A 13,058-nucleotide genomic window follows, 5' to 3' on the forward strand; every position below is an offset into this window, starting at 1 on the left:
CTCCCGCGCCGGCTTCTCGTCACGCTTACGTGGACTCACAAGCTCCGATGTCATCACTCACAGTGCCCATCCCGCCGGACCTCAGCCCGGCGTGTCGGGCCGGAAACACCGATCTTGGAACAGTCCCCGGTTTCGCACGGTAGGCGTGTTCGAAGGTGAACACGACCTCGGCCGGCGCGCCAAGGAAGTGGCCCGTCGAGAACCTGGCGATGCGTATGTCGTCGCACTGGCTGAGCGGCTCGGCATCACGCGGGTGGCAACCCTCAATACGCGTCACTTTTCGGTCGCCAAGCCGAAGCATATTTCTGCGTTCGCTCCGCTGCCTTGACTGCCAATGCCGCGAACTTAAGCCGATTTCTCGCTATCCGACTGCGTCTTCAGGTCCGTGAGGGGACCCCTGAGGGAATCAGATTCCCTCAGGGGTCCCCTCACGGACCGCAAAACCCGGGTACCGGCCCCGGCAGTAGCCACTGCGGTCCCGCCAACCCCTTCGAACTGGGCGACGCGCTTCCGCCTTAAGTTCCCGGCATTGGTCTTGACTGTGGAACCTTCCAGCCTCGTGAAGAAAAGAAGAAACGGTCATCGCAGAGTGGATTCGACTCGTGGTTAGTGGCCGTGCATAAGCGGACAACGGACGGCGCTGGCTCAGACTGTCCATAGAAAAACCCCGGGCCCACAACATCTGGTGGGACCCGGGGCTTCTCTCTGAGAGCGGATGACGGGAATCGAACCCGCGTATTCAGCTTGGGAAGCTGATGTTCTACCATTGAACTACATCCGCAGTGCTCCGCCAGCATACACAACCACGGCACCCCCATGTCCAGCGGGGCTACGCCTTGACGCTCCCCCGCCAAAGTGACAACACTTGTTGTCGACCCACGGTGCGGAGGTGCGCGATGGACGACCCCGAGATGTCTCCTGAGATGTTCCGGCAAGGCGGGTTCCGGCTGGCCGCCCGGAGCCGGGGTGCCACCGCCGACGAAGCGCAGCTCAAGCGGCTCCGTACCTTCGCGCAGCAGGAAGACGCCCTGGCCGACGCCGTCGTCGAGTGGCTGCACCGGGAGCCCCACCAGCAAAGCCGCGTCGACCAGGCGTTGGCGGGGGAACAGGTTCACCCGGAGCTGAAAGACTTCATCGACGAGGTCGAGGCCACCCCGTACTGGGTCGACCAGCAAAGGCTCGTCCGCGGCGCGAAGGCGATCACCCGCGCTGGGCTGCTCGGGCTCTTCCCCCTTGGCGACATGTCGCTCATGGGCGGCTACCTGGCCTCACGCGCGACGAAATCCCTGGTCGGGACCGGGGAAATCGAGCATCGGGCACCGCGGCGGCTGGTGGAGACCGCGGCGTGGTGGATTGACGTCACCACGCCGGGCGCGCTCCAAAAGCACCGCACGGGGTATCAGGCCGCGCTCAGGATCCGGCTGGTGCACGCGCACGTCCGGCGTGCGATGAACAACCGGCCGGATTGGGATTACGACCGATGGGACCGGCCGGTCAATCAGGTCCAGACCGCGGGCACTCTCCTGCTCTTCTCGCTCGTCTACGTCTTCGGCACCCAGCTGCTCGGCCTCCGCTACACCGCCCGCGAGAAGGCCGACATCCTGCATCTTTGGCGCTACGTCGGCTGGCTGATGGGCGTCGCCGACGAGCTGCTGCCCGCCGATGAGGACGACGCCTGGCGGTTGCTCTGGATGCTCGCCGCCACCGAGTTCATCCCCGACGACGACTCCGTCCGGCTCGCCCGCGCCCTCGTCGACACGCACGCGGCGATCGGCGAGGGGCGCGGGGCGGCCGGGAAGGTGCTCGCGCAGGTAAACGTCGGTGTGCACTCCGCGATCAGCCGGCTCGTGCTCGGGCGGGACAACGCCGACTTTCTCGGGCTGCCGGACAACCCGGTCGCGCAGGCCGCGGTGCTCGCCGCCGCGGGGGTGAATTACGCGGCGGAGACCGTGCGGCAGCTGGTGCCCGGTGCGACTGCGCTGCAGGAAGCGCTCGGCGCGTTCGGGCGGCGGCGGTACCTCAAGCGGATGGACGCGGTGTTCGGACGGAGGGGCGCCCCGGCCGCGCCTGCCCGCCCGATAGGCTGCATCCGTGCTGCTCAGTGACCGTGACCTCCGCAAAGAGCTCGACGCCGACCGCCTCGGCATCGACCCCTTCGACCCTGCCATGGTCCAGCCGTCCAGCATCGACGTCCGGCTCGACCGCTACTTCCGGGTCTTCGACAACAGCAAGTACACCCACATCGACCCGCAGCTGCAGCAGGACGAGCTGACCTCGCTGGTCGAAAAAGAGGGCGACGAGCCGTTCGTGCTGCACCCCGGCGAGTTCGTGCTCGGGTCCACGTTCGAGCAGGTCCGGCTCGCCGACGACCTCGCCGGACGGCTCGAGGGCAAATCCTCCCTCGGCCGCCTCGGGCTGCTCACCCACTCCACCGCGGGCTTCATCGACCCCGGCTTCTCCGGGCACATCACGCTCGAGCTGTCGAACGTCGCGAACCTGCCGATCACGCTGTGGCCCGGGATGAAAATCGGCCAGCTGTGCATTTTCCGGCTGTCCAGCTCGGCGGAATTCCCGTACGGCTCCAGCGAGGCCGGCTCCCGCTACCAGGGGCAGCGCGGGCCGACGCCGAGCCGCGCGTACAAGAACTTCCACCGCGTCGACACCTGGCGCTAAGCCGCCTTCACCGGCGCCGCCCAGTCGATCCGGTGCTCCCACATGAACCGGTTCGGGTCGTCGGTGGCCGGTTTGCGCATCGCGCGCGTGATGAAGAAGTCCCGGAGCACCCGGCCGATCGGGCCGGGGGCTTTGGCGTCGCCGTTGCGTTTGCCTTGGGCCACAACGGCTTCCACCCGCTCGCGGCGCAGCGCCTCGAAGGTGGTCAACGCGGCCGCCGGGTCGGCGACGTCGCGCAGGCACATCGCGAGCGTCACCGCGTCCTCGATCGCCATCGCCGCACCCTGCCCGGCCGCCGGTGACGTCGCGTGCGCGGCGTCGCCGATGAGGCCGATCCGGCCGCGATGCCACACCGGGACCGTCGGGAAGTCGTACGTCGCCCACGGTTCGTAGATGTTTTCGCTCGCCTCGATGATCGCCGCGGCCGGAGTGCGGTCCGCGCGGACCAGGTCGAGCAGCCGCTTCCGCCAGCCGGGGCCGCGCATCCCGGCGAGGTCGGATTCGGTCGGTTCGCTGGCGTGCGGCACGTTCGCGAACCACCAGACCGCGCCGTCCGGGGCGAGTACGTGCGCGAAGAAGGCCTTGCGGCCGAACACCATGTGCATGATGCCGGGCTCGTCGTCGAGGTCGAGGCCGCGCGCGAAACCGCCGGTGTTGAGCAGCGGCACGTACCGCGGCGACGGGGCGGAAGGATCCAGGATCCGGCGGACTGTCGACCGCAGCCCGTCCGCGCCGATCAGCAGGTCGCCGTGGGTTTTCGTGCCGTCGGCGAAGACCGCGGTGACGCCGTCCGCCGACTGTTCGGCACCGGTCAGCCGCTTGCCGAACTCCGTGCGCACGCCGCGTCTGACCGCTTCGTCGCGCAGCGTCACGTAGAGATCGGAGCGCAGGACGGTCTGGCTCACCGTGCCGTCCGGCAGCGCGCCGCCGAGCGGGAACTCGCTGAGCCGGCGCCCGTTGCCGAGCCCGAGCGTCATCCGCGGCGTGTCGAAACCCAGGTCTTTGACCAGCGGTTTCAGCCCTAACGGCGTCAGCGCGTCGAGGCCGTTCACGGCGAGCGTCAGGAACGCGCCGACCCCTTCCGCGCTGCGGTCGTACGCCTCGTACAGGACCGGTTCGTGCCCCACCTCGTGCAGCGCGATCGCGGTGATCGCCCCCGCGATGCCCCCGCCGGCGATCAAGATCCGTGCCATGATTCGCCCCTTCGAATATCTTGGAAAGTAATTCGTTCTATCGAACTAAATAGTCCGCTAGACTCCGGGGCATGTCAAGCGAACGCGAGGATCTGGTCGCTGAGCTGCTGCTTCGTGCGCGGGTGCTGTCGACCGAGACGGTCATGTTCCACACCGCGCTCGCTGAGCAGAACGGTCTTTCGCCGGTCGAGAGCAAGGTCACCGACTACCTCGCCCGGCTCGGTCCGCTCACGCCGAAGGAGCTGGCCGAGTACGCCGGGCTCGCGCCCGCGTCGGTCACCGCGCTGGTCGACCGGCTCGAGCGCAAGGGCGTCGTCAACCGGATGCCGCATCCCGACGACCGGCGGAAGGTCCTCGTCCGGGTCGACCCGGCGAACGTCGAGCGCGTCGCGCCGCTGTGGGACTACATCGTCGCCGCGACGAAGTCGGTCGCGGCCGGCTACTCCGACGAGCAACTCCAAACGGTGATCGGTTTCCTCGATCAGGCGGCGGCGATCACCCACGAGTCAACCGTGCGTCTCACTCATCGCTCAGCGGAGTGAGGTAATCCCACTGCCGGGTAAGAAATCGCCGCGGCGTCACCGGATGGTGGAAAACTTGCCCGCATGGTTTCGGCCGGGAAACGTCTGCTCTTAGTCCTCGGCCTGGTGGCCACTCTGCTGACCCCCGCGGCGTATGCGGCACCCCGGCCGGCGCAGGAATTGCAGGTCACGGCGGTCGCCGAACCGCATCGGGTGCACGCGGGCGACCAGGTGACGTTCACGGTCAGCGTGACGAATCCGGCTTCCGTCCCGGTGTCCGATGTGGACGTCGTGGACGAGCGGAACCCGCAGTGCGGCAAGAAGATCGGCACCCTCGCTCCGGGGGCCAGTGCGCGTTATCAATGCACGTTCGCCGCGCCGGAGAAGGGGTTTGTCGCCACGGTCAAGGCGACTGGCGTGGGTTCCGGCGGGCAGCAGGTGTCGGCTTCGGCGGGCAGCAACGTCGATGTCCTCCGCCCGGCCCTGAAGTTGAGTCAACAGGTCGACAAACCGGCTTACCGTGCTGACGATCAGGCGACCTTCACGCTCAAGACCAGCAACACCGGCGACGTTCCGCTGCACGACGTGACCATCGCCGACCCAGCGGTCCCCTCGTGCGCACGCGCCATCGGAGCCCTTGCGCCGGGCCAATCGGTGGTGGGCACCTGCACGGCAACCGTGCCGCTGCCGAACGGAACTCGCGCGGCCGTGAAGGGCATCGACCCGCTCGGCAAAGTCGTCAGCTCGACCGCGGACGCGAAAGTCCCCCTCATCACGCCCGCGATCTCCGTTTCCAAGGAGGCTGTCCCGCCGGTGGTGCACGGCGGGGACCAGGTCGCCTGGAAGATCACCGTGCGCAACACCGGTGACAGCCCGCTCAACCCGGTCGACGTCACCGACGACCTGACTCCGGAGTGCTCGCGGTCCTTCGGCGTACTGACGCCGGGCACCCAGCAGACCTACTCCTGTACCGCGAAACCCGCGCTCACCACCACAAACAGCGTTACCGCCACGGGTACGGACGCCACCGGACGACCGGTCACGGCCAAGTCCTCGGCCACCGTCACGGTGATCCATCCGGCCCTCGCGGTCACCGCTGCCGCCTCCCCCGCGCAGGTGCGCGAGGGGGACCGTGTCACCTTCGCTGTCACCGTGCGCAACACCGGGGACGTGCCGCTCGACGACGTCGCGGTGGCCGACGACAGCGTGCCCGGTTGTGTCCGCAAATTCGGCACGTTGGCGCCCAACGCGGTCGAGACGTATAAGTGCGAACAGTTAGCTCCGGCGGACGACGTGACGAATACCGTTGTCGCGAATGGTAAAGATCAGCTCGGAACGACACAGCGCGCGACCGCGGAGGCGCGGATCGATGTGGTTCACCCGACGTTGGAAGCTTCCGTCGCCGCCGCGCCCGCGCAGGTGCGCGAGGGGGACCGTGTCACCTTTACTGTCACGGTAAGCAACGCTGGCGACGCCGAGTTCCACGACGTCACCGTGGCAGACGACCGGGTCGCCGAATGCGCGCGAACCCTCGGAACTGTTGCCGCACAAGGAAAGCAGACTTTCACCTGCACCACGGTCGCCGGAACGCAGGGCTTCACGAACGACCTGACCGTCACCGGCACCGATCCAACCGGCCGTCCGGTCACCGCAAAGGCGAGCGCGTCGTTCACCGTGCAGCATCCGGCAGTCACCTTGACCGCGACTGTCCAAGGTGGACCGTTCCGCGAAAACGACTCCATCGCAATTCATGTCGTCGTGGCGAACACCGGCGACGTGCCGCTCACCGGACTGGCCGTCACGACAATGGCCCGTGCCGATGGCTGCGCACAACAGCACGACACCCTCGCCCCCGGAGCTAACTGGGCGTTCGACTGCACCACTACCGCACCGGGTGCCGACGTGACAGAAGCACTGCAGGTCACCGCGAAACCGCCGGTCGGAACGCCGGTGACGGCGGCGACGGAGGCAGCAATCGACGTGATCCACCCGCTCGTCACGCTCGCGCAGAGCGTGACGCCGACCGTCGTGCGCCCGGGTGGGCCCGCGACGTTCACCCTGACCGTCACAAACGCCGGCGACACCGAACTCCGCGACACCCAGGTCGCTGACCCGAGTGTCCCGGAATGCGCGAAGCGGCTGGGAACCCTTGCCCCGCAGGCAAAGCAGACCTACACCTGCACCCGGCCCGCGACTGACGATCTCACCAGCGACGCGACGGTCACCGGCACCGACCCGTCCGGCCGCCCCGTCACCGCGAACGCGAGCGCACACGTCGACGTCATCCACCCCGCCGTCCAGTTCACCCAAACTGTCGCGCCGACGCAGGTGCGCGAGGGGGACGAAGTCACCTTCACCATCACCGTGCGCAACAGCGGAGACGTGCCACTGGCCAAGGTGTCCATTGTGGACGAAAAGACCCCCGGCTGCACCCGCGACTTCCCCACCCTGGCCGCTGGTGAAGAACAGCACTACACCTGCACCACGAAAGCCGGGCATGACGGTTACTCGAACACCGCGAAGGTGACCGCCGCAGACCCGATCGGCGGCACGGTAACCGCCACCGCTGACGCTGCGTTCACCGTCGTGCACCCGGGATTGTCGTTGACGAAGACCGTCCACGGCGGCCCCTTCCGCGCCGGTGACCCGGTCACCTTCACCATCACCGCGACCAACACCGGCGACGCCCCGCTGACCGCCGTCAAGGTCACCGACCAGGGCCCGTGCGCGAAAGCCCTCGACACCCTCGCCCCGAAAGCGAACAAAACCTACGACTGCACCATCCCCGCCCCCGCTGACGACGCGGTCAGCACCGCGCACATCACCGGCACCCCGCCGGTCGGCCCGCCGCTCACCGCGTCCGCCGACGCGCACATCGACGTGATCCATCCCGCGCTCACCGTGCTGACCTCGGCGAACCCGACCGTCGCGCGGGTCGGCGACACTCTCACCGTGACGGTCTCCGTCACCAACACCGGCGACGTCCCGCTCACCGCGGTGACCAGCACTGATCCCGCGTGCCCGAAGAAGTTCGACCGCCTCGAACCCGGTGCCGCACAGAGCTACCAGTGCACGGTGAACGCCAAACCGGACGACTTCGCCGTCCTCGCCACCCTCTCCGGAACCGACCCCACGAACCGCCCGGTCACCGCGTCCGGCTCGGCGAAGATCGACGTCATCCACCCGGAACTCGCGATCATGAAGGACGCCCAGCCGTACGAGGTGCGCCAGGGCGACAAGGTCACCTTCTCGCTGCTGGTCCGCAACGTCGGCGACGTCCCGCTGACCGCGGTGTCCGTTGTGGACGATCGCACCCCGGCCTGCGCGCACCAGATCCCGAGCCTGGCCCCGGACGCTCAAGTCGAGTACCAGTGCTCGATCACCGCGGGCGCGGCCGGGTTCACGAACACCGCGAAGGTGACCGGCACCGACCCGACGCAGCGAACGGTGAGCGCTTCCGCCCAGGCGTCGTTCAAGGTGAAGAAGCCTGCGCTGTCCGTCGCCAAATACGCCCCGGGCAGCGCGTATCGAGCCGACGACGCGGTGCCGTTCGAGGTCGTGGTGACCAACACCGGCGACCAGCCGCTGCACGACGTCCGGGTGGCCGGCGACCCTGCCTGTGCGCACGCCTTCGCCGAGCTGCCGGTCGGCGGAACCCAGCGCTACCAGTGCGTGGCACCGGCAAGCGCCGCCCCGCTCACCGCGACCGCGGCCGCCCCGTCGGGCCCGCCGGTGACCGCGACCGGGAAAGCCGACTTCGCGGTGCTTCACCCGGCGTTGGACCTGCGCCGCGATCACCTGGACCAACCGATCCGGCCGGGTGACCCGGTGACCTATGTGAGCACCCTCCGCAATACCGGCGACGCGCTCTTGCACGACGTGACCGTTCGCGCCGCGGACCCGGTCTGCTCGTTCACCGTCACCCAGCTGGCCCCTGGCGAACAGGTCACCCGCGCCTGCACGCTTTCGGCTCGCGCGGACGTCACCACGACGACCACCGCGACCGCGACGGATCAGACCGGACGCCCGGTGACCAAGGAAGCCACCACGACGACGAAGGTGAGCCCCTGAGGCGGGCAAAAGAAAAGGCAGCGAAGAACATCTCTCCCTGCCGTATTTAACTTATAACGCATCGGGGGGCTTGCCGCAAGACCCGGGTGGTACCGCAGAATCTCCAGCCGACCCGGCTTCCGCTCGGCAGGCGAGCGAAAGCCGGGAACGACCACAGACGGGGGAAACGAACGAATGGGCAGCTACGTGCTCGGTCTCGGGCAGATCGACCGGGAGCAGGTCGCGATCGTCGGGGGCAAGGGCGCGCATCTGGGCGAACTCGCGCGGATCGACGGGGTCCGCGTGCCGCCCGGTTTTTGCGTGACGACCGAAGCGTTCGAGCGGATCATCGAGAACGCGCCGGAACTGGCCGGGCCGCTGGACCGGTTGGCGAACCTGAACCCGGACGACCGGGACGCGATCAGCGAGGGCAGCGCGGAGGTCCGGCAAGCGCTGGAAGCGATCGCGATCCCGGACGATCTGGCGAAGGAGATCACCGACGCGCTGGTGGACGGACGCGCCTACGCGGTCCGGTCGAGCGCGACCGCGGAGGACCTTCCGGGCGCCTCCTTCGCCGGGCAGCAGGACACCTACCTCAATGTCCTTGGCGCGGACGCGGTCCTGCGGCACATCAGCCGGTGCTGGGCGTCGCTGTTCACCGAACGCGCGGTGACCTACCGGCTGCGCAACGGCTTTGACCACCGGAAAGTCCACATGGCCGTGGTCGTGCAGCAGATGGTGTTCCCGCAGGCGGCCGGGGTGCTCTTCACCGCCGACCCGGTGACGTCCAATCGGAAGACCGCCGTCGTGGAGGCCAGCTTCGGCCTCGGCGAGGCGCTGGTTTCCGGTCTGGTCAACGCCGACAACTACCAGGTCCGCGACGGCGTGATCGTCGACAAGGCGGTCTCCGCCAAGCAACGCGCCATCCTGGCCGTCGAGGGCGGCGGCACCGAAGAGCAGGTGATCGCCGCGGACCAGCAGGAACAGGCCGCGCTGACTGACGACCAGGTCCTGCGGCTCGTGGAACTCGGCCGCACGATCGAGGCGCATTTCGGCCGCCCGCAGGACATCGAATGGTGCCTGGCCGACGACGAGTTTCAGATCGTGCAGAGTCGCCCGATCACCACGCTGTTCCCGCTCCCGGCGGCCGCCGACGAGGGAAACCACGTCTACCTCTCCGTCGGCCACCAGCAGATGATGACCGACGCGATGAAGCCGCTGGGCCTGTCGGTCTGGCAGCTGACGACCCCGCGTCCGATGGCCGAGGCGGGCGGGCGGCTGTTCGCGGACGCCACCGCACTGCTGTCGGTGCCCAAGAGCCGCGCCAGTTTCCTCGCGGTGGTGGGGAAATCCGATCCGCTGATGGCGGACGCGCTGGAGACCGTCCTTTCCCGCGAGGGCTTCCTCCCGCTGTCCGACGACGACGGACCCGGCGAGCAGATCCCCGGCGCCGCACCGGCCACCATCGAAACCGATCCGGCCGTCGTCACCGAGTTGATCCAGCACAGCGAGGCCTCCATCGCCAAGCTGCAGCGAGAAATCGCCGCGAAGTCCGGCAGCGAACTGCTCGACTTCATTTTCGAGGACGTCGAGGAAATGCGCCGGATCCTCTTCGACCGGCGCAGCCACCAGGTGTTCACCGCGGCGATGCAAGCGACCTGGTGGCTGAATGACCACCTCCAAGAGTGGCTTGGCGAAAAGAATGTCGCCGACACGCTCACCCAATCCGTCCCGCACAACGTCACCGCGGAGATGGGGCTGGCGCTCCTTGACGTCGCCGACGTGCTCCGCGCCCATCCCGAGGTCGTCGCGTTCCTTCAGGACGTCGAGGACAACGGTTTCCTGGACGAACTCCCGAAGCTGGCCGGCGGGGAGGAATCGCGCGCCGCGATCCAGGGGTACCTCGACAAGTACGGGATGCGCTGCGTCGGCGAGATCGACATTACCCGGCCGCGGTGGAGCGAACAGCCGGTCGCGCTGGTGCCGATGTTGTTGTCCAACATCAAAAACTTCGAGCCGGGGGCCGGGCAGCGCCGCTTCGAACAGGGCCGTCAGGAAGCGCTGGACAAGGCACAAGAGGTCCTGGAACGGTTGCGCGCCTTGCCGGACGGCGCGGCGAAGGCCGAGGAAACCGAGCGGATGATCGAGCGCGTCCGCACGTTCACCGGGTACCGCGAGTATCCGAAGTACGGCATGATCAGCCGCTATTTCGTATACAAGGAAGCTCTGCTGGGCGAGGCCGAGCGGCTGGTGCGGGCTGGCGTGCTCGACGAGCCGGAGGACCTCTTTTTCTTGCGCCTGCAGGAATTCCAGGAGGTCGTGCGGACGAGCGAGGTCGACCGCGAGCTGATCCAGCAGCGCAAGGAAGCGTTCCGGTCCTACGAATCGATGACGCCGCCCCGCGTGCTCACCTCGGATGGCGAGGCCGTTTCCGGCAGCTACCGCCGCGACGACTTGCCCGAAGGCGCGTTGGGCGGGCTGCCGGTGTCCGCCGGGACGATCGAGGGCCGCGCCCGCGTCATCCTGGATCTCGGCGACGCCGATCTCGAACCGGGCGACATCCTCGTCACGGCGTACACGGATCCGAGCTGGTCACCGCTGTTCGTGGCGATCACCGGCCTGGTGACCGAGGTCGGCGGCCAGATGACGCACGGCGCGGTGATCGCGCGGGAGTACGGCCTGCCCGCGGTCGTCGGCGTGCAGAACGCCACGAAGCTGATCAAGGACGGACAGCGGATCCGCGTCAACGGGACGGACGGGTACGTCGAGGTCCTCGACGCTGGGTAGTGGGTCTCCGGCCGCTGCGCCATTTGGAGGTAACCATCGTAATCAGTTCGTGATAGTTTCCGCGGCTGTGTCCTCCATTAGTGTGCGCGTTCGGGTCGTAAGTGTGACTCTCAGTGTTCTCTTCGGGGGGCTCGGAGCAGCTGGCGGGACGTTCGCGCTGCGCTCCGGGCACCTCGGCACACTGAGCGTCGCTGTCCCGGAAACGCGCGACGGCGGGTTGTCCTCGGGCGCGCTGCGACCGTTCGCGGTGTCGCCGGCGTCTTCCACGTCGGCGACCCCGAGCAGCAGCGCGCCCGCGACTACGGCACCGCCGTCGACCTCGGCCACTCCCGCGCCGCCCCCGCCGCCGCCGTCGACTGAAGAGTCCAAAGAGGACACTCCGACGAGCAGCAGCGCGAAGCCGGCACCCAAGCCGCGCAGCGCGCCGACGCTGGCGGGCCAGGTCATCGCACTGGTCAACGACGAGCGGGACAAGGCGGGCTGCGCTCCGGTGGCCGAGGAACCCCATCTCGACCAGGCGGCGCAGGGACACAGCGACGACATGTCGCAGCGCGACTATTTCTCCCACGACACCCCGGAAGGCGAGAGCTTCGCCGACCGCATCACCGCCGCGGGATATCCCAAACCGGGCGCGGAGAACATCGCGAAGGGCGCGACCAGCGCGGACCAGGTGATGCGAATGTGGATGAACTCCAGCGGACACCGCAAGAACATCCTCAACTGCTCGCTGAAGAAGCTGGGCGTCGGCGTCACGACCGACGGCTGGTACTGGACCCAGGACTTCGGCTACTGATTCGGTCGCGGCGGCACGCCGTACCGGGCCAGCACCGTCGCGCGCAGCTTCGGATCCGTCCGCGGCACCGGTTCGATGAACACCTCCGCGACGTCCGGGAACCGCTCGCTCAATTCGTCGGCCATCCGCACGCACGCGCGTTCCAGATCGGCAGCGCCGAGAGCGTCGTCGAAGTCCACGCGGGCGCACACCAGGACGTGGTCGGTGCCCATCAGCATGGTCTGCAGATCCACCAGCGCGTCGATTTCCGGCGCAGCTCCGAGGTGATCCCGGATGCCGCGGACCAGGCGCGGATCCGCCTGCCTGCCCACCAGCAGACCGCGGTTCGTGCTGCCGAGCAGGTACGCGACGCACGCGAGCAGCACGCCGATGAGGATCGACGCGATGCCGTCCCACACGTCCGAGCCGGTCAGCTGGTGCAGCCCGATCCCGGCGAACGCGAGCAGCAGACCGACCAGCGCCGCCGAGTCCTCGAAGAGCACCGTCTTGGGCGCCGGGTCGTCGATCATCCGCAGGTAGGCGAAGAACGGCCGCTGCTCGGCTTTCGCGTCGCGTCGGACCTGGCGGACGGCCTGTGCCCACGACACCGATTCGAGCGCGAAAGCCAGCGCCAGCACGATGTAGCCGACGATCGGTTTCGTCTGCTCCGCGCCTTCTCCGAAAACGGTGGTGAATCCTTCGTACAGCGCGAAAACCGCACCGGAAGCGAAGATCGACACCGCGGCCAGCAGCGACCAGAAATACCGCTCCTTGCCGTACCCGAACGGATGGCGGCGATCAGCCGGTCGCTCGGACCGTTTCAACGCGGTGAGCAGCAGCACCTCGGTGATGGTGTCGGCGACCGAATGCGCGGCCTCGGACAGCATCGCGCCCGATCCGGTGATGATGCCCGCGACGAGCTTCAGCACCGCGATCGCCAGGTTCACCCCACCGGCCAGCACCACGGTGAGAGTGCTTTCGCCGCCGCCCTCCGATTCGTCGCTCACGCCGGAAAGACTAACGGCACCGCGGGGTACGCCGCCTGCTGCAAGCAGCCACGAC

General features: G+C 68.1%; 8 protein-coding genes, 1 tRNA gene and 1 pseudogene. 7 read left to right on the top strand and 3 right to left on the bottom strand.

The features are described from left to right. A pseudogene (locus PUT80_RS24885) lies at positions 1-328 on the top strand (hypothetical protein); the annotation flags it as partial. Between the two features lie 382 nt (positions 329-710). Here the strand turns inward: PUT80_RS24885 and PUT80_RS24890 are convergent. Beyond that, positions 711-781, bottom strand: a tRNA-Gly gene (locus PUT80_RS24890). 115 nt (positions 782-896) lie between these two features. Between PUT80_RS24890 and PUT80_RS24895 the strand changes: the two genes are divergently transcribed. Then, positions 897-2,105, top strand: coding sequence for an oxygenase MpaB family protein (locus PUT80_RS24895; RefSeq protein WP_275293670.1), 1,209 nt, complete (start codon positions 897-899; stop codon positions 2,103-2,105). After that, the gene (dcd, locus tag PUT80_RS24900; RefSeq protein WP_037354328.1) at positions 2,092-2,673 is read left to right on the top strand and encodes a dCTP deaminase; all 582 of its coding nucleotides are present in this window, start codon (positions 2,092-2,094) and stop codon (positions 2,671-2,673) included. The genes PUT80_RS24895 and dcd overlap by 14 nt, the downstream gene beginning before the upstream one ends. On the opposite strand, the gene PUT80_RS24905 is transcribed toward dcd, so the two are convergent. Beyond that, a complete protein-coding gene (locus tag PUT80_RS24905; protein WP_275293671.1) occupies positions 2,670-3,866 on the bottom strand; it encodes an FAD-dependent monooxygenase in 1,197 nt (398 codons plus the stop codon). The two genes, dcd and PUT80_RS24905, sit on opposite strands and share 4 nt — an antisense overlap. A 71-nt stretch (positions 3,867-3,937) precedes the next feature. On the opposite strand from PUT80_RS24905, the gene PUT80_RS24910 reads away from it, so the two are divergent. From PUT80_RS24910 to PUT80_RS24925, 4 genes are all read left to right on the top strand, one after another. Then, positions 3,938-4,408 carry a MarR family transcriptional regulator gene (locus PUT80_RS24910; RefSeq protein ID WP_043831607.1) on the top strand — a complete coding sequence of 157 codons (471 nt, stop codon included), beginning with the start codon at positions 3,938-3,940 and terminating at the stop codon, positions 4,406-4,408. A 63-nt stretch (positions 4,409-4,471) separates the two neighbouring features. Continuing rightward, positions 4,472-8,458 (top strand): hypothetical protein, encoded by a 3,987-nt coding sequence (locus tag PUT80_RS24915; RefSeq protein ID WP_275293672.1) that lies wholly within the window; start codon positions 4,472-4,474, stop codon positions 8,456-8,458. A 174-nt stretch (positions 8,459-8,632) separates the two neighbouring features. Next, complete coding sequence (gene rph / locus PUT80_RS24920; RefSeq protein WP_275293673.1) at positions 8,633-11,224, top strand: rifamycin-inactivating phosphotransferase; 2,592 nt, start codon at positions 8,633-8,635, stop codon at positions 11,222-11,224. A gap of 103 nt (positions 11,225-11,327) precedes the next feature. Continuing rightward, complete coding sequence (locus tag PUT80_RS24925) at positions 11,328-12,017, top strand: CAP domain-containing protein (protein WP_275293674.1); 690 nt, start codon at positions 11,328-11,330, stop codon at positions 12,015-12,017. Here PUT80_RS24925 and PUT80_RS24930 read toward each other — a convergent pair. Then, positions 12,011-13,003, bottom strand: a complete 993-nt coding sequence (locus PUT80_RS24930) for a cation diffusion facilitator family transporter (RefSeq protein ID WP_134727704.1) — start codon at positions 13,001-13,003, stop codon at positions 12,011-12,013. The two genes, PUT80_RS24925 and PUT80_RS24930, sit on opposite strands and share 7 nt — an antisense overlap. Positions 13,004-13,058 lie beyond the last annotated feature (55 nt).

The organism is Amycolatopsis sp. La24 (assembly GCF_029087445.1).
In the GTDB taxonomy this organism is placed as follows: domain Bacteria; phylum Actinomycetota; class Actinomycetes; order Mycobacteriales; family Pseudonocardiaceae; genus Amycolatopsis; species Amycolatopsis nivea.

Excerpts from the sequence above, each read along its gene's own strand:
- PUT80_RS24910 (WP_043831607.1), top strand. The coding sequence starts at position 3,938 with ATGTCAAGCGAACGCGAGGATCTGGTCGCTGAGCTGCTGCTTCGTGCG.
- PUT80_RS24915 (WP_275293672.1), top strand. The coding sequence starts at position 4,472 with ATGGTTTCGGCCGGGAAACGTCTGCTCTTAGTCCTCGGCCTGGTGGCC.
- rph (WP_275293673.1), top strand. The coding sequence starts at position 8,633 with ATGGGCAGCTACGTGCTCGGTCTCGGGCAGATCGACCGGGAGCAGGTC.
- PUT80_RS24905 (WP_275293671.1), bottom strand. The coding sequence starts at position 3,866 with ATGGCACGGATCTTGATCGCCGGCGGGGGCATCGCGGGGGCGATCACC.
- PUT80_RS24895 (WP_275293670.1), top strand. The coding sequence starts at position 897 with ATGGACGACCCCGAGATGTCTCCTGAGATGTTCCGGCAAGGCGGGTTC.